The 24,030-nt window shown below is 38.8% G+C and carries 24 protein-coding genes; all 24 read right to left on the bottom strand.

The window, feature by feature from the left end; translation table 11 throughout:
* Positions 1-240: 240 nt before the first annotated feature.
* Complete coding sequence (gene trmFO, locus V7124_RS00900) at positions 241-1,548, bottom strand: FADH(2)-oxidizing methylenetetrahydrofolate--tRNA-(uracil(54)-C(5))-methyltransferase TrmFO (protein ID WP_335485063.1); 1,308 nt, start codon at positions 1,546-1,548, stop codon at positions 241-243.
* A 286-nt stretch (positions 1,549-1,834) separates the two neighbouring features.
* Positions 1,835-3,916 (bottom strand): type I DNA topoisomerase, encoded by a 2,082-nt coding sequence (topA, locus tag V7124_RS00895; RefSeq protein ID WP_335411644.1) that lies wholly within the window; start codon positions 3,914-3,916, stop codon positions 1,835-1,837.
* Between the two features lie 434 nt (positions 3,917-4,350).
* Positions 4,351-5,193, bottom strand: a complete 843-nt coding sequence (dprA, locus tag V7124_RS00890; protein WP_335485060.1) for a DNA-processing protein DprA — start codon at positions 5,191-5,193, stop codon at positions 4,351-4,353.
* A 68-nt stretch (positions 5,194-5,261) separates the two neighbouring features.
* The gene (gene sucD / locus V7124_RS00885) at positions 5,262-6,164 is read right to left on the bottom strand and encodes a succinate--CoA ligase subunit alpha (RefSeq protein ID WP_335411648.1); all 903 of its coding nucleotides are present in this window, start codon (positions 6,162-6,164) and stop codon (positions 5,262-5,264) included.
* A 23-nt stretch (positions 6,165-6,187) separates the two neighbouring features.
* Complete coding sequence (gene sucC / locus V7124_RS00880; RefSeq protein WP_335411650.1) at positions 6,188-7,348, bottom strand: ADP-forming succinate--CoA ligase subunit beta; 1,161 nt, start codon at positions 7,346-7,348, stop codon at positions 6,188-6,190.
* Between the two features lie 218 nt (positions 7,349-7,566).
* A complete protein-coding gene (locus V7124_RS00875) occupies positions 7,567-8,340 on the bottom strand; it encodes a ribonuclease HII (protein WP_335411652.1) in 774 nt (257 codons plus the stop codon).
* A 96-nt stretch (positions 8,341-8,436) separates the two neighbouring features.
* Positions 8,437-9,309 (bottom strand): ribosome biogenesis GTPase YlqF, encoded by an 873-nt coding sequence (ylqF, locus tag V7124_RS00870; RefSeq protein WP_335485057.1) that lies wholly within the window; start codon positions 9,307-9,309, stop codon positions 8,437-8,439.
* A gap of 18 nt (positions 9,310-9,327) precedes the next feature.
* The gene (lepB, locus tag V7124_RS00865; protein WP_335411654.1) at positions 9,328-9,879 is read right to left on the bottom strand and encodes a signal peptidase I; all 552 of its coding nucleotides are present in this window, start codon (positions 9,877-9,879) and stop codon (positions 9,328-9,330) included.
* A gap of 176 nt (positions 9,880-10,055) precedes the next feature.
* Positions 10,056-10,400 (bottom strand): 50S ribosomal protein L19, encoded by a 345-nt coding sequence (gene rplS / locus V7124_RS00860; protein WP_335411657.1) that lies wholly within the window; start codon positions 10,398-10,400, stop codon positions 10,056-10,058.
* 146 nt (positions 10,401-10,546) lie between these two features.
* A complete protein-coding gene (gene trmD, locus V7124_RS00855) occupies positions 10,547-11,287 on the bottom strand; it encodes a tRNA (guanosine(37)-N1)-methyltransferase TrmD (RefSeq protein ID WP_335485055.1) in 741 nt (246 codons plus the stop codon).
* Positions 11,287-11,805, bottom strand: coding sequence for a ribosome maturation factor RimM (gene rimM / locus V7124_RS00850; RefSeq protein WP_335411658.1), 519 nt, complete (start codon positions 11,803-11,805; stop codon positions 11,287-11,289). Before rimM ends, trmD begins: the two co-directional genes overlap by 1 nt.
* 14 nt (positions 11,806-11,819) lie before the next feature.
* The gene (locus tag V7124_RS00845) at positions 11,820-12,206 is read right to left on the bottom strand and encodes a YlqD family protein (RefSeq protein WP_335411660.1); all 387 of its coding nucleotides are present in this window, start codon (positions 12,204-12,206) and stop codon (positions 11,820-11,822) included.
* An 84-nt stretch (positions 12,207-12,290) separates the two neighbouring features.
* On the bottom strand, positions 12,291-12,521 hold the full coding sequence (locus tag V7124_RS00840) for a KH domain-containing protein (RefSeq protein ID WP_335411662.1): 231 nt from the start codon (positions 12,519-12,521) through the stop codon (positions 12,291-12,293).
* A gap of 5 nt (positions 12,522-12,526) precedes the next feature.
* A complete protein-coding gene (gene rpsP, locus V7124_RS00835) occupies positions 12,527-12,799 on the bottom strand; it encodes a 30S ribosomal protein S16 (RefSeq protein ID WP_335411664.1) in 273 nt (90 codons plus the stop codon).
* 118 nt (positions 12,800-12,917) lie between these two features.
* Positions 12,918-14,270 (bottom strand): signal recognition particle protein, encoded by a 1,353-nt coding sequence (gene ffh, locus V7124_RS00830; protein ID WP_335411666.1) that lies wholly within the window; start codon positions 14,268-14,270, stop codon positions 12,918-12,920.
* A 12-nt stretch (positions 14,271-14,282) separates the two neighbouring features.
* Positions 14,283-14,615, bottom strand: a complete 333-nt coding sequence (locus V7124_RS00825; RefSeq protein WP_335411668.1) for a putative DNA-binding protein — start codon at positions 14,613-14,615, stop codon at positions 14,283-14,285.
* An 82-nt stretch (positions 14,616-14,697) separates the two neighbouring features.
* Positions 14,698-15,684 (bottom strand): signal recognition particle-docking protein FtsY, encoded by a 987-nt coding sequence (ftsY, locus tag V7124_RS00820; protein ID WP_335411670.1) that lies wholly within the window; start codon positions 15,682-15,684, stop codon positions 14,698-14,700.
* 18 nt (positions 15,685-15,702) lie between these two features.
* Positions 15,703-19,269: a chromosome segregation protein SMC gene (smc, locus tag V7124_RS00815; RefSeq protein ID WP_335485051.1), complete on the bottom strand. Its 3,567-nt coding sequence runs from the start codon at positions 19,267-19,269 to the stop codon at positions 15,703-15,705.
* A gap of 54 nt (positions 19,270-19,323) precedes the next feature.
* The gene (gene rnc, locus V7124_RS00810; RefSeq protein ID WP_335411675.1) at positions 19,324-20,067 is read right to left on the bottom strand and encodes a ribonuclease III; all 744 of its coding nucleotides are present in this window, start codon (positions 20,065-20,067) and stop codon (positions 19,324-19,326) included.
* Positions 20,068-20,228: 161 nt separating this feature from the next.
* Positions 20,229-20,462 (bottom strand): acyl carrier protein, encoded by a 234-nt coding sequence (acpP, locus tag V7124_RS00805; RefSeq protein WP_045515275.1) that lies wholly within the window; start codon positions 20,460-20,462, stop codon positions 20,229-20,231.
* Between the two features lie 219 nt (positions 20,463-20,681).
* Entirely contained in the window at positions 20,682-21,425 is a 744-nt protein-coding gene (gene fabG, locus V7124_RS00800; protein ID WP_335411677.1) for a 3-oxoacyl-[acyl-carrier-protein] reductase, read from the bottom strand.
* On the bottom strand, positions 21,422-22,369 hold the full coding sequence (gene fabD / locus V7124_RS00795; protein WP_335485048.1) for an ACP S-malonyltransferase: 948 nt from the start codon (positions 22,367-22,369) through the stop codon (positions 21,422-21,424). Before fabD ends, fabG begins: the two co-directional genes overlap by 4 nt.
* 21 nt (positions 22,370-22,390) lie before the next feature.
* On the bottom strand, positions 22,391-23,386 hold the full coding sequence (plsX, locus tag V7124_RS00790; protein ID WP_335485045.1) for a phosphate acyltransferase PlsX: 996 nt from the start codon (positions 23,384-23,386) through the stop codon (positions 22,391-22,393).
* Positions 23,383-23,967 (bottom strand): transcription factor FapR, encoded by a 585-nt coding sequence (fapR, locus tag V7124_RS00785; protein WP_335411683.1) that lies wholly within the window; start codon positions 23,965-23,967, stop codon positions 23,383-23,385. Before fapR ends, plsX begins: the two co-directional genes overlap by 4 nt.
* Positions 23,968-24,030: the final 63 nt, after the last annotated feature.

Genomic DNA, 24,030 nt, shown 5'->3' with positions numbered 1-24,030 from the left:
CCCTTTTATGTATGGGTATATACGTTTCATTGACTCCATCAAACTCCAACTTGTTCAGGTATGAACAAAAAGAATTTACACTGAGCATATTGGGATTGTCCAATTGTATATTGTGATTAAGTTTTCACAGTTTGTAAATGGTTGTGACCCAACGTTACTAAAACAGTCACAATTATTACTGTGCCCATCTCACAAAGGCTCCTAAAGCGTAACACACTTCTTAACCCCTTGCAATAAATTTTACAAAACCTTCACAAAGTTCTGAATTGTTTCTAGCGCTCTGTTTGCATGTTGCAGATTTCGTTCCTGTTTACCTTTGATTTTTTCAGCTAATTCAGGAAATAGCCCAAAATTTGCATTCATCGGTTGGAAGTTTTTAGCATTAGTCGTCGTGATATAACGCGCCATACTTCCAATTGCCGTTTCGACGGGGAATTCTACTGTTTCATACCCCAAAGCCAGTCTAGCGGCATTAATTCCGGCAGCTAATCCACTAGCAGCAGATTCTACATATCCTTCCACACCAGTCATTTGTCCTGCAAAGAACAGGTTTTCACGTTCCCTAAATTGATATGAAGCCTTTAATACTTTGGGTGAATTGATAAAGGTATTTCGATGCATGACCCCATAACGTACAATTTCAACATTTTCAAGTCCTGGGATTAACCGAAGAACTTCTTTTTGCGGTCCCCATTTTAAATGCGTTTGAAATCCGACAATATTATAAAGGGTACCTGCAGCATCGTCTTGGCGAAGTTGAATGACGGCATATGGTCTTTTCCCTGTTTTCGGATCTTCCAATCCTACAGGTTTTAATGGTCCAAATAACATGGTCTTTTTTCCTCGCTGTGCCATTACTTCTATTGGCATGCAGCCCTCAAAGAAAATTTCTTTTTCAAATTCTTTTAATGGGACTGTTTCAGCAGCGATAAGTGCCTCATAAAACCGATTAAACTCTTCCTCTGTCATCGGACAATTTAGATAGGCAGCTTCACCTTTATCATACCGTGATTTTAAGTAGACCTTATCCATATCAATGCTATCTTTTTCAAGGATAGGTGCGGCAGCATCATAAAAATAGAGGTAATCCTCTCCTGTTAACGATTTTAAACTTGAAGAAAGCTCTGGGCTTGTTAAGGGTCCCGTTGCTATTACAGTAATTCCTTCAGGTATTTCTGTCACTTCCTCATTGATTACCGTAACATTCTCATGATTCTTTACCATCTCCGTCACTTTAGCAGCAAATTCATGACGGTCTACTGCTAAGGCTCCACCTGCTGGAACAGAACTAGCATCCGCAGCCGTAATAATAACCGAATCGAGAATTCTCATTTCTTCCTTCAATACTCCTACTGCATTTGTTAGAGTATTAGCACGCAAGGAATTACTGCAAACCAATTCTGCAAATTTATCAGTATGGTGTGCAGGTGTTTGTTTTACTGGCCTCATTTCATAAAGATGGACTTTTACACCGCGTTTAGCAATCTGCCAGGCAGCCTCACTCCCTGCTAAACCTGCTCCTATTACGTTTATTGTAACATCGTTCATGATATACCTCCTGATTTTCCAATGCCCAATCAATTTTTGACTTTTTACAATTTTACTTTTCCCATTTTTCAGCCCATCTTGCATTTTACTATACGATTCAAAAACAAAAAAGTTTTATGTTTGATTAAAAAAAAGCGGAAGCGCCTTGAACAGGGGCGACTGGCATAAGACGAGCCGGCATGAAGGTTGCGCTCTTTAACCTTCTTGACGGATTGGCTTATGACCCCGAGCCCCTAGGCGCTGGAGCTGGATTAAAAAAATTGAAAAGAGTGAGCTGTGCTCACCCTTAACTTTGTGGTTCTTCTTTGTAATCACATTCAACACACTGCACTTGAACGCCTTTTTTTAATTTCTTTTCTACGAGCGCTGCATCACACTTAGGGCAAGTTCTTGGCAACGGTTTATCCCAAGAGATAAAATCGCATTCTGGGAACCTGTTGCAGCCATAGAATATTCTTTTTTTCTTACTCTTACGCTCAATGATACTGCCTTCTTTACACTTTGGACATGTTACTCCAATTTCCTTAACAATAGCTTTTGTATTCCTGCAATCTGGGAAATTACTGCAAGCCATGAATTTACCGTATCTGCCCATTTTGAATACCATTGCACTACTACATAATTCACAATCTTCGCCAGCCGGTTCATCTTTAATTTCGACAGACTGCATTTCTTCTTCGGCCTTTGCTAAATGCTTTTCAAATTCTTGATAAAATCCATCGATAATTTCAACCCAGTGAATTTTACCATCTTCTACATTATCTAAATCCTGTTCCATTTTGGCGGTAAAATCGACATTGAGAATATCAGGAAAGAATTCAATCATTAATTCATTACAGATTTCCCCTAACTCTGTGGGGACAAATCGCTTATTATCTAATGAAACATAGCCGCGTTTCTGGATGGTATCTAACGTCGGTGCATATGTGGAAGGTCTGCCAATGCCTGATTCCTCAAGCGTTTTAACTAATCTAGCTTCCGTATATCTTGGCGGCGGCTGAGTAAAATGCTGTTTGGATTCTATATCTTTTTTGAAGACTTCATCGCCTTCTTTTAAATCTGGCAGCATTTTATTCTTTTCTTCCACTTGATCATCCGTTCCCTCAACATAGATCTTCATAAAGCCAGGAAACTTAATCTTTGAGCCATTTGCCCGGAAAATTACATTACCATTTTGAAGATCGACACTCATTGTATCCATGACAGCCTGAGCCATTTGACTTGCTAAAAATCGTTCCCAAATTAGCTTATAGAGACGAAATTGGTCTCTTGACAAGTATTGCTTCACACTATTTGGGTCACGGAAAGTACTTGTTGGACGAATGGCTTCGTGAGCATCTTGTGTATTACTATTTTGTTTCTTTTCTTTTCGCTGTTCATCCTTTAAGTAAGCCTCACCGAACTCTTTTTGAATATATTCAGCTGCTTCTTTCTGAGCCACTTCAGAAATACGGGTTGAGTCTGTTCTCATATAAGTAATAAGACCAACGGTTCCTTCTGCTCCTAACTCCATCCCCTCATAAAGCTGCTGAGCAATCATCATGGTCTTTCTAGCACGGTAATTAAGTTTTCTGGCCGCTTCCTGTTGAAGTGATGATGTAATAAAGGCAGGAGATGGGTTTCGCTTTCTTTCCTTCATGGTAACAGAAACGACTTTGAACTTATCTCCTTCCATTTGCTTCAAAATAGCCTCTACATCTTTTTCAGAGTTAAGTTCAACTTTTTCTTTATTTGCAATCATATGGAATGAAGCACTAAAATGATCTTTTCCTTTTACCAATTCACTTTCGATCGTCCAATATTCTTCTGGAACAAACGCCTTTATTTCTTTTTCTCGGTCAATTATTAATTTGACCGCAATAGATTGTACACGTCCTGCACTAAGCCCCTTTTTTACCTTCTTCCAAAGTAGCGGGCTAATGTTATAACCGACGAGACGGTCTAAAACCCTTCTAGCTTGCTGAGCATCAACCAAATCCATGTTGATAGGACGGGGATGTTTAAAGGACTCTTTTATTGCATCCTTCGTTATTTCATTAAAGACCACCCGGCAATCAGATGTAATATCAACATCTAAACTATGAGCCAAATGCCAAGCAATTGCTTCCCCTTCGCGATCCGGGTCAGCCGCGAGATAGACTTTCTTTGCTTTCTTTGCTGCAGTTTTTAATTCCTTCAATACGGGACCTTTGCCCCGAATCGTGATGTATTTCGGTTCAAAGTTAGTTTCTTTATAGACTCCCATTTGGCTCCGCGGCAAATCTCGCACATGGCCCATAGATGCTTTTACTTTATATTTTTTTCCTAAGTACCGTTCAATTGTTTTCGCTTTTGCTGGTGATTCTACAATTACTAGAAACTCTGCCATGCGAATAATCCTCCTCAAGGGGATATAAGAAGTGAAAGCACTCTGAAAATGACTACGCTCAAATTCAGACCTACTTACAATTTGAGAAGTTTTTCTAAATTCCAAATTCCTCAATCTGGACATGTGAAAATACTTTACAAAAATGACTTATCCCTAATTTTCCATAACTATATATTATTCCTAACTAATGTGGAAAGTGTATACCAGATTAATACCTATTATTCTTAATCAAATAATCATTGATGTCAATAATGACGAAGTCGTCACCCATAATTAATGACAATTATAAGCCATAATATTCCTGTTAGAAATTCTTTTTTCGAATATCTGTTGGAAAATGTATAACATATTAGAAAAAATTTCAAGCTTTTTTAGAACTTATTCTCCAATCGTTTAGAAAAAACCTGCAAAAATCAACGATTAAGTGTTAAAAGCTATAACCGAAGTTCCTCCAAAATATCCTCGCTGCTCATGACCAGCTTTGCACCTTGCCGGATTAAATCATTTGACCCTAAAGAATACGGGTTGAAGATGCTTCCAGGCAGCGAAAAAACCTCTCGTCCTTCATTTACTGCATAATTTGCCGTTATGAGTGACCCACTTTTTCTTTTTGCTTCTATTATAAATGTACCATTAGACATCCCGCTGATGATTCGGTTGCGGGCTGGGAAATGCCATCGCAGTGGTGTTGTATCAGGAGGATATTCTGAGACAACTAGCTGTGTTGCCATCATTTCTCTTGCCAAATCAGAGTTCTCTTTTGGGTATATATGATATAACCCCCCAGCTATTACGGCAATTGTATTGCCGCCATTTTTCATTGCGAATTCATGTGCAAGTGTATCGATACCAGCAGCCAATCCACTGACAATTACAACTCCTTTTTCCAGTAATTCAGGAAATATGACGCGTATTGCCTTCTTACCATATTGTGTCGCTTGACGTGAACCGACAACTGCAAGCTTTGACTGTGTTTCAAGTAAAGATAGATTTCCTTTTACAAATAACGCCCATGGAGGCTGATAGATTTCTTTTAGCAAACTAGGATAATTTTTATCAAAGATAGAGATGACGTGAATATCATTTTTCTCATATTGGCGGATTTGTTCGATAATGTGTTCCGTTTGAATGGCTGTTAAGGAAGGAAAAACTGATTTGTTGAGTGTGTTGGGTGAGGAAAGGAGAGTTGAGTCCATTTTCAAACATTGAAGAATGGTATTCCATGAAATTCCCGGATAATGCAGTAAATATGTGAGGTTTTCTTTAAATTCATCCATTTATTTCCCTCCAATATAAATAGAAAGAAGAAATAGCCCCTTATCAAAAGGGACTAATTCTACTATTCTTAGTGTGTTTTACACTGATCGTAAATTCCTTGCTCTTTGAGAACCTCAATTAAAGTTTCACCCATTACAGATGGTGTATCAGCAACTTTTATTCCGCACTCATTCATTACGCGGATTTTTTCATCAGCTGTACCTTTACCACCTGAAATAATCGCACCAGCATGGCCCATACGCTTTCCAGGAGGTGCTGTACGTCCACCGATGAAGCCGACAACAGGTTTAGTCATATTAGCTTTAACCCATTCTGCAGCTTCTTCTTCAGCGGTACCGCCAATTTCACCAATCATGATAACGGCATAGGTTTCAGGGTCTTCATTAAATGCTTTTAGTACATCGATGAAGTTTGTTCCATTAACAGGGTCGCCGCCAATTCCAACAGCGGTTGTTTGACCAATACCCGCTTGGGTTAACTGATGAACAGCTTCATAGGTTAATGTTCCAGAGCGGGAAACAACGCCAACATGGCCTTTAGTATGAATATAACCAGGCATGATCCCTATTTTACATTCATCTGCAGTTATAACACCTGGACAGTTTGGACCAACTAGTCGGGTCTTTTTACCTTCCATATAACGTTTTACTTTTACCATATCCAATACAGGAATATGCTCTGTAATACAAATGGCAAGGTCTAACTCAGCATCAACCGCTTCAATAATTGCATCAGCAGCAAATGGTGCTGGAACATAGATGACAGAAGCAGTAGCGCCTGTAGCAGAAACGGCTTCTTGCACCGTATTAAAAACAGGTACCCCTTCAACTTCCATGCCGCCTTTACCAGGAGTAGTACCAGCAACGATTTGTGTACCGTATTCTAGCATTTGTTTTGTATGAAAAAGGGCAGTTGAACCTGTAATCCCTTGAACAATTACTTTCGTATCTTTATTAATAAAAACGCTCACGTTAATTCCCCTTTCTTTCGATCCTATTTCACTAGTGAAACGATTTTTTGTGCACCGTCAGCCATTGATTCTGCAGGAGTGATAGCTAAACCAGATTCAGCAAGAATTTTCTTACCTAAATCAACGTTTGTACCCTCTAATCGTACAACAAGAGGAACACTTAATTGAACTTGCTTCGCTGCTGCTACTACACCTTCAGCAATGACATCACATTTCATGATTCCGCCAAAGATATTGACAAAAATACCTTTTACGTTTGGATCAGAAAGGATAATCTTAAATGCTTCAGTTACTTTCTCTGCTGTAGCACCGCCCCCAACATCAAGAAAGTTAGCTGGGTCGCCGCCATAATGCTTAACAATATCCATCGTTGCCATAGCAAGTCCGGCACCATTAACCATACAGCCGATGTTTCCATCTAAAGAAATATAACTTAAATCATACTTAGACGCTTCAATTTCTTTCGCATCTTCTTCTTCAAGATCTCGATATGCAAGAACGTCCTTTTGACGATAAAGTGCATTAGAGTCAAAGTTTAATTTTGCGTCCAATGCCATTACTTTTCCATCACCAGTTACAACTAATGGATTTATTTCAGCGATTGAACAGTCTTTTTCAATGTATGCATTGTATAAGCCCATCATAAACTTAACAGCTTGATTGACTAACTCTTTTGGAATGTTAATATTAAATGCAATTCTGCGGGCTTGATATGGCATTAAACCTAGAACCGGATCAATTTCTTCTTTAAAGATTTTTTCCGGATTTTTCTCTGCTACTTCTTCTATTTCTGTTCCGCCCTCTTCTGAAGCCATAAGAACAACACGTGAAGTAGCACGGTCTAAGACAAGACCAACATAATACTCTTTTTTAATATCGCAGCCTTCTTCAATTAGAAGTCGCTTAACTTCTTTTCCTTCTGGTCCTGTTTGATGTGTAATCAAAGTCTTTCCTAAGATTTCACTCGCATATGTACGGACTTCATCAAGGTTTTTAGCAACCTTTACCCCGCCAGCTTTACCCCTTCCGCCAGCATGGATTTGCGCCTTTACGACACAAACCTGTGTGCCTAATTCTTTCGCGGCTTCTACTGCTTCTTCAACCGTGAATGCCACTTTTCCATTAGGAACAGCTACCCCGTAACGCTTGAGGATCTCTTTTCCTTGATACTCATGGATATTCATTTCCCATCCTCCTATCAAACTCTTCAAAAAATTGACTCCGTTTTCATTTTATATAATGACTATTCTCTTGTCCACCATTATGCATAAAAAATTATATTCATCTTAATATTATGAATACTTCTATCGTTAAATAAAGCGCTTTCATGGAGAGTGAATCCATATAGTAACAACAATTTACTTTATGGCAATAATAAAAACAGGTATTTGGCCTGTTTTTATTATTGTGGCAACATGTCTTTTACAGGCGCAAAACTCTTACGATGATAAGGGGTTATTCCATATTTTTGAATAGCTGAAATATGTTCTTTTGTGCCATATCCCATATTATTCTGAAACCCATATTCCGGAAAATCATCGCCAATTTTCGCCATTAAATGGTCTCTTGCTACTTTTGCAATAATAGAAGCTGCGGCAATCGAGACACTCTTTGCATCACCTTTAATGATTGACTCAAAAATAAATGGAGTTTCTAGTTTCATAGCATCGATTAGTAAAACTTCAGGATTTTGACTAAGTGAAACGACTGCTGTTTTCATCGCCTTTTTTGTTGCTTCGTAAATATTGAAGGTATCAATTTCCCCTGCATCAACTTCTGCAACACTATAAGCTATTGCTTCTTTTCTAATTATTTCTGCATATTCATTTCTCTTTTTTTCTGATAGTTTCTTTGAATCATCAATACCTGGTAAGTAAAAATTCTTAGGAAGAATAACAGCAGCTGCCATTACTGGTCCAGCAAGGGGTCCTCTGCCAACTTCGTCCACTCCAGCAATAAATTGATATCCCTTGGCACGCCATTTATTTTCAAATACATTCATTTCATAAAATTTTTCTTGCAGCTGTCTTTCCTGTTCCTTTCTCCTCTGCCATTTATGTATGAGTTGTTGGACTCCTTTGCGTTCATCCTGCTGAATTCTTTGAAAATAAGGTTCACTTTCAGCCTTTATGTTTGTAAGTTCTTGTTCGATTTCTGCAATTGTTTGTACTTTCATTTTCTTCACCCGCTGTAATAATACATTCTCATCAATTTTATTTCAATGTCAAAAATAAACAAAAAAACTCTCCGTGATTGAGAGTCTCTTGTTTATTTATTTTACACTGTCATTTATGAAATCACCTGGACGCTCAAACGTTAGCGGTCCGAAGTTCTCCGTTCTAATGTCCCTAATGACAAGCTCCGATACTTTATCATAATCAACGACCCCGCCGGCTCCTAGACAGCCTCTAAGTTCACCAATTTGGTCAAACATTTCAACCACATTTTCAGGGACAGAATCGAGCCTATATCGCTCCTTAAGTCTCTCAGGGTAGCGCTCTGATAAAAACTTTATAGAAAAGACAACTAAGTCCTGCATATTTAGGAGTGTGTCTTTAATCGCCCCTGTTACAGCCAGTCTCTTTCCTACCTCTTGGTCTTCAAACTTTGGCCAGAGGATCCCAGGAGTATCTAATAATTCTAACTCTTTACCTACCTTAATCCACTGTTGAGCCTTTGTTATCCCAGGTTTATTGCCTGTCTTGGCAATATTCTTCTTAGCAAGTCGATTAATCAATGTTGATTTCCCAACATTTGGAATTCCAACAATCATCGCACGAATGGCTCTCGGGTTGACAACACCTTTTGCTCGTAGTCGATCAAATTTTTCCTTAAGAATTTCGTGGGATGCTTGAACAATATCCTTCATTCCTATCCCAGCATGAGAATTAATGGCTAGCGCTTTTATTCCCTTTTTAGCAAAATAGGATATCCACTCATTCGTCCTTGCTTTATCTGCCATATCTGCTTTATTTAAAAGAACAAGTCTTGGTTTATGCTGAATAATTTCATCAATCATCGGATTGCGAGAGGAATAAGGAATTCTCGCATCCACCAATTCATAGATAATATCTACTAATTTTAATTTTTCCGTGACCTCTCTTCGAGCTTTTGCCATATGGCCAGGAAACCATTGGATCGTCAAAGCAGTCACCTCCTAAGTCTATTTCACAATGTGTGCGTCTTTTATCGGCCAATAAACAATACTTGTTTTACCGATTATTTTATCCAACGAGATGGTACCGATATGTCTGCTATCCTTACTGAAACGGCGATTATCGCCCATTACGAATAATTCACCTTCTGGCACAGTTTCCGTCCCTACAGGTGTCTCCTCAAGAGTAAAAGGATCGGTTAACGGGCCTTCTACTTTCTTCTTGTATTCGGCTAAATACGGTTCTTCATAGGCTTTACCATTTACATATAGGGTATCATCTTTATACTCAATACGGTCGCCCGGAAGTCCAATTACTCTTTTAATGTAATCCTTCTGTTCCGGCGCATGAAAGACGATAATATCAAACCGTTTTGGCTCACCTATATTATAGCTTAGCTTGTTTACTATCATACGGTCTTGGTGCTGTAGTGTTGGCATCATGGATAGCCCGTCCACTACAATTGGAGCGAATAGAAAGTAACGAATGACTGCTGCCAAAGCAACAGCAATTAAAAGTGCCTTCGTCCATTCCCAAAGTTCATTCTTCTTTTTTACCATGTAATGTTCCCCGCCAATCACAAATAAAATGTTTGCTATCATCTTATTTTACATAAAAATAGTATATTAAACACGTGGGGATTGCACTTTTTAACCAAACTTTAATATTACTACTTTTTCGCAATTTTGAAATGTTATGTACGAAAAAAGAGCTTGCAAAGCAAGCTCTTTCTTTATTATCGAATTTCTTTAATACGAGCTTTTTTACCACGTAGCTTACGTAAGTAGTATAGCTTAGCACGGCGAACTTTACCGCGGCGCAATACTTCAAGCTTCGCAATTTTAGGTGTGTGTACAGGGAAAGTACGCTCAACGCCTACTCCGTAAGAAACCTTACGAACTGTGAAAGTTTCGCTAACTCCACCACCACGACGCTTAATCACAACACCTTCGAATAACTGAATACGCTCGCGAGTACCCTCGACAACCTTAACGTGTACACGTACAGTATCACCAGGACGAAACGTAGGTAGATCAGAACGAAGTTGTTCTTTTGTGATATCTTCTATTAATTTTTGCATCGTTTTCAACTCCTTCCAACAGACGCTCTTGCATATCTACTATCCTTTTCCATTGCAGCGGAACATCGTTATAAGACCAACTGAATTCATAACTCAGCTTAAGTCACAAGATGTATCATACCATAAAAGATAAGCCCACGCAATAACTACTCGTATTCTTTTTTTAATTCGGTTAGCCATTTTTCTTGGTCTTTGGTTAATTCTATTTTTTCTAATAAGTCGGGACGTCGTAGTAAAGTTCGTCGTAAAGTTTCCTTGTTTCGCCACTCTTCGATTAATTTATGATTTCCTTGAAGGAGGACCTCTGGTACCTTCATTCCGCGAAAATCAGCGGGACGTGTATAATGAGGATGCTCCAATAGTCCAGTACTAAAGGAATCTTTCATATGTGATTCTTGATTGCCTAAAACTTCAGGCAAAAGACGGACGACACTATCAATCACTACCATTGCTCCAAGCTCTCCACCAGTTAAGACATAATCACCGATTGAGATTTCATCTGTAACTACATGTTCACGAATTCTTTCATCATAGCCTTCATAATGACCGCAAACAAAGATAAGGTGTTGTTCTTCGGATAGTTCCTCAGCTATTTTTTGGTTATAGGTTTTTCCCTGAGGGCAAAGTAAAATCACTCTTGTCTTATCACTTTCTGCTTGTTCCTTTAACGATGCAACTGCATCAAATAGCGGCTGTGGCTTTAAAACCATTCCTGCTCCGCCGCCATAGGGATAGTCGTCTACGGTTTGGTGCTTATTATCTGCAAAGTCTCGAAAATTGACAACATTATATTGAACTGCAGATTTCTCAGCTGCTTTTTTTAAAATGGAGTGCCCAAATACACCTGAAAACATCTCAGGAAATATCGTAAGTACATCTATTTTCATCACGGAAGCAGCCCTTCCATCGGGTCAATTAGGATAACCTTTTCCTTAACATCCACTTTTTTCACAACATCTTTGATATAAGGAATTAATATTTCCTTACCTTCGCTCGATTTAATGACCCAAACATCATTCGCGCCAGGAGAAAGAATTTCAGTTACCTTGCCAATTTCTTTACCACTAGTGGTCGCTACAAGACAGCCGATAATTTCATGATAGTAGAATTCATCTTCTTCCAAATCAGCCAACTGAGATTCTGGAACTTTAATAATTCCATCCCTAAACTTTTCAACGTCGTTGATGTTTTCTAAGCCTTCAAAGGTTAAAAGATTAAAATTTTTGTGTGTCCGGTGAGTTTTCACAATTAACTCGATCGGTTTATTAGATCCTGGCATAAACAAATACAAAGTATTGCCCACTTTGTAACGCAGCTCTGGGAAGTCTGTTTTAGAAATCACCCTAACTTCCCCTCGAATACCATGTGTATTAACGATTTTACCTACATTAAACCACTTTTCCATATAGTTCGTCACCTCTATCTTATTTCCTCGATAATGCCGTCTTTAATGATGATCGTCGGCTGCCTCATTACTTCATCCCAATTGTCACCAATATTAACTTCAACCAGGGCTTGTACTTCCTTTTCCTTTAATTCACTCCCTAATGGTAGCATATGTAATTGTTCAATTTGAAACTCAAAAAGCTTTTCTTTGTCATGGCGTTTTTGCATTTCTTTTTCGAAATGATTTTTAAGTGCGCTAGGTTGAAATTTTTTTGCCTTTTCAAGTTTTTTCAACTCAAAGTGAAGTTGCTCATATTCCTTTTGCATCTGTAGTTTTCCAGCAAAATACTTATCAAGTAGCTTTTGTTTGCTCTTTTCCGTTAAGATTTGCTTTACGATAACCGTTTGAATTAGTTGCATGCATACCAGCCTCCCCTAGCATCTATTTTCTAATAGCAAAAAAGGGAGGAATGTAATCCCTCCCTTTAATCTAGATGCAAAAAGCTATTCACCAATTTCTAGAAAAATTTTCTTTTGTTGTGATGATCCTGCTGCATATACAACAGTCCTTATGGCCTTTGCAACACGCCCCTGCTTACCAATTACTTTTCCCATATCTGTCTTGTTGACGGTTAGGTGATAAGTGATTCGCTGATCCTCTTCATTGACATTGACAACAACATCTTCAGGAAAATCAACAAGGGGCTTAACAATCGTTTCAATTAGCTGTTTCATAGTAATTACTTGCTATGCTTAGCATTATGGAATTTCTCCATGATGCCTTCGTTAGAGAAAAGGTTACGAACTGTATCAGATGGCTTAGCACCGTCTTGTAACCATTTAAGAGCTAATTCTTCATTGATTAGAACTTGTGCTGGTTGCACAACCGGATTATAAGTTCCAAGAACTTCAATGTAACGTCCGTCACGAGGAGAACGAGAATCTGCTGCTACGATACGATAGAAAGGAGTCTTTTTTGCTCCCATACGCTTTAAACGAATTTTTACTGCCATTTTAAATAAGCACCTCCGAATAGTTTCACACAAGATAGTATATTATCAATTATTTTATCATTTGTAAAGTGTTTTTTCTTTACACTAGTATTACCAATTTTAAACAAGTTAAAACATGTTAGAAAGGCTTAAATGGAAACTTAAATCCGCCTTTTTTCTTGCCTTTTTGCTGCATTCCTGACATTTGCTTCATCATCTTTTTCATGTCTTCAAACTGTTTTAAAAGTCGATTAACCTCTGTAACCGTTCTGCCGCTTCCTTTGGCAATTCTTTTTTTACGGTTTGAATTCAAAATCTCAGGATGATTTTTTTCAGCTTTTGTCATTGATCGAATGATTGCTTCCACGTGTGCAATTTGTTTCTCTTCAATTTGAACATTGTTCAAACCTTTAATTTTGTTTGCACCCGGCATCATTTTTAATAATTCATCAAGCGGTCCTAAATTACGGACTTGTCCGAGCTGTTCCAAAAAGTCATCAAGCGTAAAGGATGCTGTCCGCATTTTCTGTTCAAGCTCTTTTGCTTTTTCCTCATCTACATTTGCTTGCGCTTTTTCAATGAGGGTTAAAACGTCACCCATGCCAAGTATCCTCGAAGCCATCCGTTCAGGGTAAAAAGGTTCAATTGCATCCATTTTTTCCCCGAGACCGACAAACTTAATAGGTGTCTGTGTAACCGCACGAATGGATAGCGCGGCTCCGCCTCGTGTGTCACCATCGAGCTTCGTTAGCACAACCCCAGTCAAACCAAGTTGTTCATTAAAGCTTTGGGCAACATTAACGGCGTCTTGTCCAGTCATCGCATCCACTACAAGAAAGATTTCATCTGGCTTCGTTAACTCTTTAATATCCTTAAGCTCACCCATTAGATTTTCATCTACATGCAAACGTCCGGCTGTATCAATGAGGACATAATCATGATGTTCTTCTTTTGCTTTCGCAATCGCTTGTTTGGCAATTTCTACTGGGCTTACTTGATCACCAAGGGAAAATACTGGCATATCCAATTGCTTCCCTAATGTTTCAAGCTGTTTGATGGCAGCAGGGCGATAGATGTCTGCTGCTGCTAGCAGAGGCTTACGGTTATATTTTTTTCGAAGCAGGTTGGCCAGCTTTCCTGTTGTTGTCGTTTTACCAGCCCCCTGCAGCCCTACCATCATAATGACCGTAGGAGGACGAGTCGAAGCAGCAATCTTGCTCTGTTCACCGCCCATTAATGCAGTCAATTCTTCATTGACAATTTTAATGATTTGCTGACCAGGGGTTAAGCTTTTTAAGACCTCTTGTCCTACTGCACGCTCGCTGACTTTCTTAACAAAGTCTTTGACGACCTTAAAATTAACATCGGCCTCTAGCAGTGCTAGACGGACTTCTCGCATCATTTCTTTTACATCCGCTTCAGTAACCTTGCCTTTTCCGCGGATTTTTTGGATTGTATTCTGCAGTCGGTCGGCTAATCCTTCAAACGCCATTCATGCCGCCTCCTAATCTAATTTCTCAAGCTCGGCAACCACTTCCATCATTGCCTGCTTTGATGGATGTTCATCAATTAGCAATTCTTTAAAATGTCTTAACAGCTTGCTGCGCTCTTGAAATTTCTGGAATAGTAATAGCTTTTCTTCATACTCCTCTAGCATAGCTTCTGTACGTTTGATGTTATCATATACAGCCTGGCGGCTTACTTCGTACTCTTCTGCGATTTCTCCAAGTGAGTAATCATCTAAATAATAGAGAGACATATAGTTTTGCTGCTTTGGTGTTAACAACGAATAATAGAAATCATAAAGATAATTTATTCGCGTTGTTTTCTCAAGCATGTCTATATCCTCCTTTGTTGAAAAGCATATACAAATGTAGTTTACACAGTCTGTCGCAGTCTGTCAAGAAAAAATCTTTACATCATTCAGCATTATCCACCTGGTCTGCAAATAAGCCATAAACATATTGTTCGGCGTTAAATTCCTGAAGGTCATCCATTTTTTCACCAAGACCTACGTATTTTACTGGAATTTTTAATTCGTTCCGGATTGCCAATACGATACCGCCTTTTGCCGTCCCATCTAATTTGGACAGAACAATCCCGCTGACATCTGTTACCTCTTTAAAGGTTTTGGCCTGTATGAGTGCATTTTGACCTGTGGTTGCATCTAAAACAAGGAGAACTTCGTGTGGGGCACCTGGTACCTCACGCTCGATCACCCGTTTTACCTTTTCAAGTTCTTTCATCAAGTTGACTTTATTCTGTAAGCGTCCTGCGGTATCACAAATCAAAATATCTACTTTCCTTGATTTTGCTGCCTTAATCGCATCAAACATAACCGCTGCTGGATCAGAGCCTTCCGCTTGTTTAATAACGTCTACACCTGCTCTTTCTCCCCATACCTCTAATTGTTCAATTGCTCCTGCACGGAAAGTATCTCCAGCTGCTAACAAAACAGATTTTCCTTCAATTTTGAACTTATGACCAAGTTTACCGATTGTCGTCGTCTTCCCTACCCCATTAACACCGACGAATAATATGACAGTCAGTCCGTCCTCTTGAATATTTAATTTAGTAGATTGTTCCTCACCGCCATTGTAAATAGCAACTAATTTTTCTGATATCACACTTTGAACTTCGCTTGGGTCCTGGATATTTCGGCGTTTAACTTCCATCTTCAACTCTTCGATCAGTTTCATGACCGTATCAAAGCCTACATCAGCTTGGATTAAAATTTCTTCTAGTTCTTCGAAGAAGTCCTCATCCACTTTACGATACCGAGCAACCAGGTCATTTACTTTACCAGAGAAGTTATTCCTCGTTTTCGAGAGACCATCTTTAAACTTTTCTGTTACGGTCTCGGTTTGTTTGGTTATTTTATCTTTTAATTTTTTAAAAAAACTCATGTTTTTCACTTCCTATCATTAAGTTTCAACTAGCTCCTTCGTATCCTCAAGGCGAACCGAAACCAGCTTTGAGACACCAGACTCTGGCATTGTTACACCATATAAAACATCTGCTTCTTCCATTGTGCCTTTTCTGTGCGTGATGACAATAAACTGGGTTTCAACACTAAATCTTTTTAAATATTGACTAAACCGAAAAACGTTGGCTTCATCTAATGCTGCTTCTACTTCATCTAGAATGCAGAAGGGAACTGGACGAACTTTTAAAATGGAAAAAAGAAGGGCAATTGCCGTTAATGCTCGCTCACCACCTGATAACAAGCCAAGATTTTGAAGTTTCTTCCCTGGCGGCTGGGCCACGATTTCTACACCTGTATTTAGCAAATCCTCTGGATTAGTAAGTTTTAAATCTGCCCTTCCACCGCCAAATAAAGCTCGGAATACCGGTTCAAAATGCTCACGAATTCCGGTAAACGTCTGCTCAAAGCGTTTTTTCATTTCCGTATCCATTTCGTCAATTACCTGATAAAGCGTGTCCTTTGCCTCTTGAAGGTCTGTCTTTTGTTCATTCAAAAATTCATATCGCTCTGAGACTCTCTCGTATTCTTCAATGGCTCCAATATTCACACTTCCTAATTCATCAATGGCAAGTTTTATAAGCTTCACTTTTTTCCTAGCCTCTTCCACTGGCAGTGTTAATGGATATTGCTCTTTTGCTCCATCGAACGATAGCAAATATTCCTCTCTTAGATGCGCAAGCTTGTTTTCCAGCTCAACGTCTAAACGATTAATCTTTACTTCTTCATCTTTTAAAACTTCAACCATTCCCTTATGAAGTCTTTTTATTTCCTTCGCTTCAACCTCTGCGGTTTCTAGAGCAGAAAGGAGGTTGAGTCGCTCCTGCCTTCTAGCAGAAATAAGTGCAATTGTATCTTCCTTGTCCTGAAGCTTTCGTTTTGCAGCAGCCGCTAGCTGTTCTTCACCTGAGGTACTGCCCTCCATCTCAGATGTTAACAGCATAAGGTCCTCAGTATAAAGCGCGAGCCTCTCTTCACTTTCAGTTAATTCTTCATCTACTAAAGCAAAACGTTCTTTTGTATTTACAAATTGTTCATTCTTAGCAGCAAATTCAACTTTTAAATCCGTAATTTCCTTAGTCAAGGTTTCTTTTGTTGAATTATCAAGTGTTTTTTGTTCTGTTAGTTTCGCTATTTGGCTATCAAGAGAAGATATGTTCACTTTAAAACTGGCAATAGCTGCAACTAGCTCACTTTTACGCTTCGTTAAGGATTGCTGTTCCTCAATAAATTGACCTTTTTCAAGGTCATAAATCGTTAAGCGGTCATTAATATTCTTAGCCTCAAACTCAGCTTCACGGAGATCGCCTTTTAAAGCTTGTTCGTCCAGTCTTAATTCTTCCCCGAACTTTCGCATCGTCTCCAGCTCTTGCTCTTGTGTTTTTATATCTTCTTTTAATGACTTTACATGAGTTTCTAAACTTGAAGCTTGATTACTCATCACTATGAGTTTTTCTTTCAACTCTTCAAGCTCACCTTTTCTTGTTAATAATGAGCTGGATTTTTGCTTTTGTGCGCCTCCCGTCATCGATCCTCCAGGATTTACAATATCTCCATCCAACGTCACAATCCGACAACGATACTGGAGAATTTTCGCCAGTTCGTTGGCACCTTTTAAATCTTTTGTGATAATAACATTACCTAAAAGGTTACGGATGACCTCAGCATATTTGGAGTCAAAACTTACTAGATCTACTGCACATCCAATCAACGATGGATGATTTTGAATAGACAAAAGCTGTGACGAAGCCAAGGATCTGCCTTTAATTACACTTATTGGTAAAAAGGTAGCTCGACCGAAGGAATTTTGTTTTAAAAATTGAATCGCGATACGAGCATTCTCTTCTGTATCAACGACAATATGCTGCAAGGTGCCGCCTAAAGCTGTTTCAAGCGCAGTCTCATATTCCTTTGGCACGGTAATAAGCTCGGCTACCGCTCCTTCAATACCTTGCAGTCTTTTTGCCCGAGCTTTTAATACTTCTTTTACCCCTTGGAAAAATCCAGAATAATCTTCTTCCATCTCCTCAAGCATATCTTTTCTTGACTTTGCCTGTTGGAGAATTTGATATGCCTGGTATAACGTTGTTTCTTGCTTCTGATAATGCTTTTTTGCATTTTCTAGCTTACTTTGTTTCTCCCTAAATTGTAAAACTTGATCAGCTAATTTCTTTTGAACTTCCTCTAATGATGTTTGAATTTGTAACGTCTTTTTCTGAGCTACTTTTCTTTCCTCAAGGAATTTGACATTTTCAGAGTCAAGTCGTGAACTCTTAGTCGCCTGTTGTTCTAACTGCTGATCGACGTATTTCAGTTCATTTTTTGCACCAGCTTGTTCATTTAGCAGTTCAATATATTCACTTTTTAACGATTCAATTTTTTCCTCAATATTTTCTGTGAATAACGCTACTTTAGCCTGCTTTTCTTTTAATTGTTTAAGAAGATCATTTACCTGTTCAGTAAGTTTATTTACTAAATTGGTCTGTATATCGCGGTTACTTTTTAACTGGGTGATTTTATCCGTAAGTTCAGCAATACTTTTTTCAAGCTGTGCTCTATTTTGAGAGGCATTTTTCTTTCGTTCCTTTAGAACCTCTTTCCGACCTTCCAACTTTTCTAATTCTTCACTGGCATAAAGAAGGGCATTTTGCAAATCCGTTATAGAATTGTCAAGGCCAGCAATATGATCTCTTGTTTCCTCAATTTTTGTTTCCCTAACCTGCAGCTGTGCCGAAAGTTGGATTTCTTCCTGCTGATGTTCTGTAAGCTGTGTTGAAAGCTTTTCCCACTTTTGATGTAGATCTTCGATATCATAGACGGTTAAGGAAACTTCAAATTTTTCAAGTTCTTCTTTTTTCTCTAAATAATCTTTTGCCATGGAAGCCTGAATTTTTAACGGTTCAACTTGACCTTCAAGCTCATGTAAAATATCATTGACTCGATTTAAGTTATCCTGTGTTTCTACTAGTTTTACTTCTGCTTTTTTCTTGCGGTTTTTATATTTTAATACACCTGCAGCTTCCTCGAATATTGTTCTTCGGTCCTCCGCCTTACTGTTAAGAATTTCTTCTACTTTTCCCTGGCTGATAATCGAAAACGCTTCTCTGCCAAGACCAGAGTCCATGAACAGATCAATAATATCTTTAAGTCTGCAAGGTTGTTTGTTGATTAAAAATTCACTATCTCCCGCACGGGTGACCCTTCTTGTTACACTTACTTCATTGTAATCAATTGCTAACCCTTCATTTTGATTATCAAGAGTTAAGGTTACTTCCGCATAATTTAACGGTTTTCTCGAATCGCTTCCCGCAAAAATGATATCTTCCATCTTAGAGCCTCTAAGTGATTTTGCAGATTGTTCACCAAGTACCCAGCGAATCGCATCTGTTATATTACTTTTCCCACTTCCGTTTGGACCAACAACAGCAGTGACTCCTTGGACAAAATCTATCCCAATTCGATCTGCAAAAGATTTAAAACCAATGATATCCAACCGTTTTAAAAACATATCCTTTTCCTCCCTAGAGCTTGGCCGGAGTTTTCCCTTAGCATTCTATGTTGCTTATCTATGATGATTTTGCTTTAATACGTCCAACGCCATATGGGCGGCATGCTGTTCTGCTTCTTTTTTCGATTTACCGGTACCAATACCTAATTCTTCACCATTTAATGAAACACGAGAAACAAATTCCTTACTGTGTGCTGGGCCTTTTTCAATTAGTACCTTGTATTCGATCAAGCCTGTTCCATCTCGTTGAATTAATTCTTGCAGCTGGCTCTTATAATCCATCACATGAGAAAAAGCACCATCATTAATTTTAGGAAATACCACTTTATCTAGAAATTCATTTACTGTCTCAAGTCCCTTATCTAGGTATAGGGCACCAATAAATGCTTCAAAAACATCTGCAAGCAATGCTGGTCGTTCCCTGCCTCCAGTCATTTCTTCCCCTTTTCCCAACAATATTAATTTCCCAAAAGAAAGTTCGTTGGCCAAGGTTACAAGTGAAGGCTCACACACGATTGCTGCTCTGAGCTTCGTCAATTCTCCTTCACTCATCATTGGATATTTAAGAAACAAAAATTTAGAAACTGTCAGTTCTAATACAGCATCCCCTAAAAATTCAAGCCTTTCATTATCTTCATAAGGCTTCCTGCGATGCTCATTCACATAGGATGAATGGGTAAAAGCTTGTTTTAATAGTTTTTCATTTTCAAAATGAATACCGATCTTCGTTTGAAAATCATTAAATTGATTTTCCTTTGCGCGATTGTTCATTTCTTTTTCCTTACCTTTTCTGCGCATTAAAGTCTCCACCTTGCATAATTTTTACACATACCTATAAACAGTTTAAGTAAACTCCGTTCAAAACGCAAAGAAACTTGACAGTTATTTTTTCTGCCAAGTTCTATAATACAGAAAGAAGCTCCGTTTGAAAACGGAGCTTTTGATGAAATCCAACGAAATTAATTTTTGCTATTTATGTAATTAACAGCATCACCAACTGTGCCGATTTTTTCAGCGTCATCGTCAGAAATTTCCATATCAAATTCATCTTCTAATTCCATAACTAGTTCAACTACGTCAAGGGAATCAGCACCAAGATCATCTTTAAATGAAGCTTCAAGTTTAACTTGTGACTCATCTACACCTAAACGGTCAACGATGATTTTTGTTACGCGTTCTAATACCTCTGCCATTGTAGTTCACCTCCCCTCAAGCTATTATAGAGTATTTCAATGAAATAATAAATGTATTAAAATAAGAAATAAATATATCCTTAACTTTGATTAATGTCCAGCTCCAGCGCCTAGGGGCTCTCAGGTCTAAGCCAATCCGTCAAGAAGGTTAAAGAGCAACCTTCTCGCCGGATCGTCTTATGCCTGTTGCCCCTGGTCAAGGCGCTTCCGCTTTTCTGTTTACATTACCATTCCACCATTAATATGAATCGTCTGCCCTGTTATATATGAGGCGTCCTCTGAAGCTAAAAAGGCTGTCATTTTTGCAATATCCTTAGGTTCTCCTAAACGAGCTAAAGGAATTTGTTTTAACATTTCTGATTTAACTTCTTCTGGCAATTTATCAGTCATATCAGTAGTAATAAATCCTGGAGCAATAGCATTTACTGTGATATTACGGGAAGCAAGCTCCTTCGAGGTTGTTTTCGTTAAACCAATGACGCCTGCTTTCGCTGCCACATAATTTGCTTGGCCCGGGTTACCGCTAACCCCAACAACTGAAGCAATATTAATGATTCGTCCAACCCGCTGTTTCATCATTTGGCGGGTTACAGCTTTTGTGCAAAGAAAGACACCTTTAAGGTTAATGTTAATTACATCATCCCATTCTTGTTCTTTCATTCTCATTAATAAATTATCTTTCGTAATACCTGCGTTATTTACAAGTATATCCAATTTACCAAATCGTTCTACGGTTTCTTTAATCATTGCAGTAACTTCATCGCTATTGGACACATCACACTTAATCGCAAACGCTTCTTTACCAAACGCTTTTATTTCGTCTACAACTTCATTTGCTTTACCTTCGCTGCCAGAATAGTTTACTGCAACATTAGCACCTTGTCTTGCAAGTTCAAGGGCAATCTCTTTTCCTATCCCTCTTGATGCTCCAGTTACCAAGGCAATCTTACCTTCTAAAGTCATAGATTTTCCTCCTTCAAAGCCTCGATAACAGATTGAGCACTTTCCTCATCTGAAATCGAATATGTTTTAATGCTGCGATTGATTTTTTTTATCAACCCTGAAAGTACCTTACCAGGACCAATCTCAATAAATGTATCTACACCTAAATCGATCATCTTCATAACAGAATCTTCCCACAAGACAGGTGAATATAACTGTTCAATTAAATTTTCTTTTATTTCATCTGCCGTAGTCATAGGTTTTGCCGAAACATTTGCAATTACCGGAATTTCGGCATCCCTCATATCTAATCCATTTAACACCTCACGCAATTGGCCGGCAGCTGGTTTCATTAGTGAAGAATGGAAAGGTCCGCTGACTTCTAATGGAATAGCTCGTTTGGCACCTGATGCTTTCGCCTTTTCACTTGCAAGCTCTACACCTTTTCTTGATCCGGAGATAACAATTTGCCCAGGACAGTTCAGGTTTGCTAATGAAACGGGGAACCCAGATTCACTGATGGCAGCTGTAACTTCAGAAAGAGGACCACGATCTAATCCTAAAATCGCAGCCATTGCCCCTTCACCATTGGGAACAGCACACTCCATAAATTCTCCTCTTTTTCTTACGGCAAAAACCCCATCTTCAAAGCTAAGTGCACCTGCCGCAACAAGCGCAGTATATTCACCTAAACTATGCCCAGCAACAAAATCAGGCTTTATTGCTGACTTCCGGAACCATTCGAGTATTGCGATACTTGTAGTTAATAATGCTGGTTGAGTATTAACAGTTTGTGTCAATTCCTCTTGAGGACCCTCGAATATCAACCTGCTTAAATCAGCCGAAATGGTTTCATCCGCTTTATTAAAATAATCCATAACCTCCGGATATTGCTCAGCCAGCTGTTTTCCCATTCCAACCGTTTGTGAGCCCTGTCCTGGAAATACGAATGCGATTTTTCCCATATCCACACTCCTTTTAGACTTCTATTTTGAAGTATTTGCTTCTTCCATTGTCTTTTTAATTAGCCCGACAACATCCTTTTCAACCATTTCCCGCGTTTGCCTTATAGCACTAAAAATAGATTGGCCATTTGAAGAACCATGAGCCTTGATTACGGGAGCTTTTAACCCAAATAAACCTGCACCGCCATATTCAGAGTAGTCTAGGGTATTTTTTAATGTGGTGAATTCAGGTTTTAGTACAGAAGCAGCAAGTTTGCTCTTTAAACTGCTCATTAACGTACTTTTAAGCATTTTAAACATAGACATTGCCGTTCCTTCAACTGTTTTCAACACCATATTACCCGTGAACCCATCGGTAACCACCACATCAGCAACACCTTCAAGCAGATCTCTAGCTTCTACATTTCCAACGAAATGTAAATTTGCAGCTTTTAATAGTTCATATGCTTGCTTTGTTAGCTCATTTCCTTTTTTCTCTTCGGTCCCAATATTTAATAAACCAATACGAGGTTTAACTACGCCTCTCACTTTTTCACAATAAATTGAGCCCATGATTGCATATTGCAATAAATGTTCCGCTTTGGCATCCACATTCGCTCCGACATCTAGTAAGAGAAAACCTTCTCCCCCAATAGTAGGTAATGTAGGTGAAAGTGCAGGGCGATCTATCCCATCAATCCTGCCAACCACGAACAATCCGGCAGCCATTAAAGCACCGGTATTTCCAGCTGAAATACATGCGTCGGCATTGCCATCAGCCACCTGCTGTGCGGCCAGCACCATTGAAGCAGTTTTTTTTCTGCGAACTGCCCGTACTGGCTCGTCAGTCCCAAGAATAACCTCGGTTGTATGTAAAATACTTATCCGTTCTTGGTTTGTTAAGTATTCTTTAATTTTTGTTTCATCCCCGACCAGGGTTATATGTATATCTGAAAAAGCTTCTACAGCTCTCATTGCACCGATAACGATTTCTTTAGGAGCATGGTCGCCCCCCATAGCATCGATAGCTAATTTCATCTTTTCTCATCCTTTAATGATTTTTCCGAGCGGTACATTTCGAATTCGCCTTTAAAAACAAGTTCGTTATTGACATAACTCATTACTTCAACAATTGTCCTGCCAATGCCATCATCTATGGTAATAACCTTTGCTTTGGCGATCACACGTTCACCCTGTTTCACTGAGCGCTTAAATTTAATATTCGCTTTTGCAGTTAACGCCAATTCATCATTTATCACCGCTACCGCTAGTGAATTTGCCTGTGCAAAAACATGGTGACCACGAGCGATCTTGTTCCGAATAAAGACATGCTCTTCTCTAACGTCAAAAATGGATATAGCACTTTGATCTAATTCCATATCAATAATTTCACCAATTACCTCTTCAATGGGTAAGGATCGTACTTCATCTTCAAATTTTTTCTCTGCCACGTATTTAATCCTTTCCCGTAGTTCAGGAATGGATAATTCCAAGCGATCAAGGCGAATTGTTTGCACACTTACTTGAAATTTCTCTGCCAGGTCTTCGTCCGTAATAAATGGATTCTCCATAATTGTCTCTTTTAACATTTGTTGTCTGTCTTTTTTTGTTCTTCTCATAATCACACACCGTCCGAGATCTTATGACTAGGTACTAATAGTAGTATAAAAGTAGAAATAGCA

Source organism: Neobacillus niacini, assembly GCF_036961885.1.
Lineage (GTDB): Bacteria > Bacillota > Bacilli > Bacillales > Cytobacillaceae > Neobacillus > Neobacillus niacini_H.
Note: the sequence above shows the minus strand (reverse complement) of the source record. Positions and strands in the feature narration are given on the sequence as shown.

Bases quoted from the DNA above. Each gene is read 5' to 3' on its own strand.
- trmFO (WP_335485063.1), bottom strand. From the start codon at position 1,548: ATGAACGATGTTACAATAAACGTAATAGGAGCAGGTTTAGCAGGGAGT.
- topA (WP_335411644.1), bottom strand. From the start codon at position 3,916: ATGGCAGAGTTTCTAGTAATTGTAGAATCACCAGCAAAAGCGAAAACA.
- dprA (WP_335485060.1), bottom strand. From the start codon at position 5,193: ATGGATGAATTTAAAGAAAACCTCACATATTTACTGCATTATCCGGGA.
- sucC (WP_335411650.1), bottom strand. From the start codon at position 7,348: ATGAATATCCATGAGTATCAAGGAAAAGAGATCCTCAAGCGTTACGGG.
- V7124_RS00875 (WP_335411652.1), bottom strand. From the start codon at position 8,340: ATGAAAGTACAAACAATTGCAGAAATCGAACAAGAACTTACAAACATA.
- lepB (WP_335411654.1), bottom strand. From the start codon at position 9,879: ATGGTAAAAAAGAAGAATGAACTTTGGGAATGGACGAAGGCACTTTTA.
- rplS (WP_335411657.1), bottom strand. From the start codon at position 10,400: ATGCAAAAATTAATAGAAGATATCACAAAAGAACAACTTCGTTCTGAT.
- trmD (WP_335485055.1), bottom strand. From the start codon at position 11,287: ATGAAAATAGATGTACTTACGATATTTCCTGAGATGTTTTCAGGTGTA.
- rimM (WP_335411658.1), bottom strand. From the start codon at position 11,805: ATGGAAAAGTGGTTTAATGTAGGTAAAATCGTTAATACACATGGTATT.
- V7124_RS00845 (WP_335411660.1), bottom strand. From the start codon at position 12,206: ATGCAACTAATTCAAACGGTTATCGTAAAGCAAATCTTAACGGAAAAG.
- V7124_RS00840 (WP_335411662.1), bottom strand. From the start codon at position 12,521: ATGAAACAGCTAATTGAAACGATTGTTAAGCCCCTTGTTGATTTTCCT.
- rpsP (WP_335411664.1), bottom strand. From the start codon at position 12,799: ATGGCAGTAAAAATTCGTTTAAAGCGTATGGGAGCAAAAAAGACTCCT.
- ffh (WP_335411666.1), bottom strand. From the start codon at position 14,270: ATGGCGTTTGAAGGATTAGCCGACCGACTGCAGAATACAATCCAAAAA.
- V7124_RS00825 (WP_335411668.1), bottom strand. From the start codon at position 14,615: ATGCTTGAGAAAACAACGCGAATAAATTATCTTTATGATTTCTATTAT.
- ftsY (WP_335411670.1), bottom strand. From the start codon at position 15,684: ATGAGTTTTTTTAAAAAATTAAAAGATAAAATAACCAAACAAACCGAG.
- smc (WP_335485051.1), bottom strand. From the start codon at position 19,269: ATGTTTTTAAAACGGTTGGATATCATTGGTTTTAAATCTTTTGCAGAT.
- rnc (WP_335411675.1), bottom strand. From the start codon at position 20,067: ATGCGCAGAAAAGGTAAGGAAAAAGAAATGAACAATCGCGCAAAGGAA.
- acpP (WP_045515275.1), bottom strand. From the start codon at position 20,462: ATGGCAGAGGTATTAGAACGCGTAACAAAAATCATCGTTGACCGTTTA.
- fabG (WP_335411677.1), bottom strand. From the start codon at position 21,425: ATGACTTTAGAAGGTAAGATTGCCTTGGTAACTGGAGCATCAAGAGGG.
- fabD (WP_335485048.1), bottom strand. From the start codon at position 22,369: ATGGGAAAAATCGCATTCGTATTTCCAGGACAGGGCTCACAAACGGTT.
- plsX (WP_335485045.1), bottom strand. From the start codon at position 23,386: ATGAAATTAGCTATCGATGCTATGGGGGGCGACCATGCTCCTAAAGAA.
- fapR (WP_335411683.1), bottom strand. From the start codon at position 23,967: ATGAGAAGAACAAAAAAAGACAGACAACAAATGTTAAAAGAGACAATT.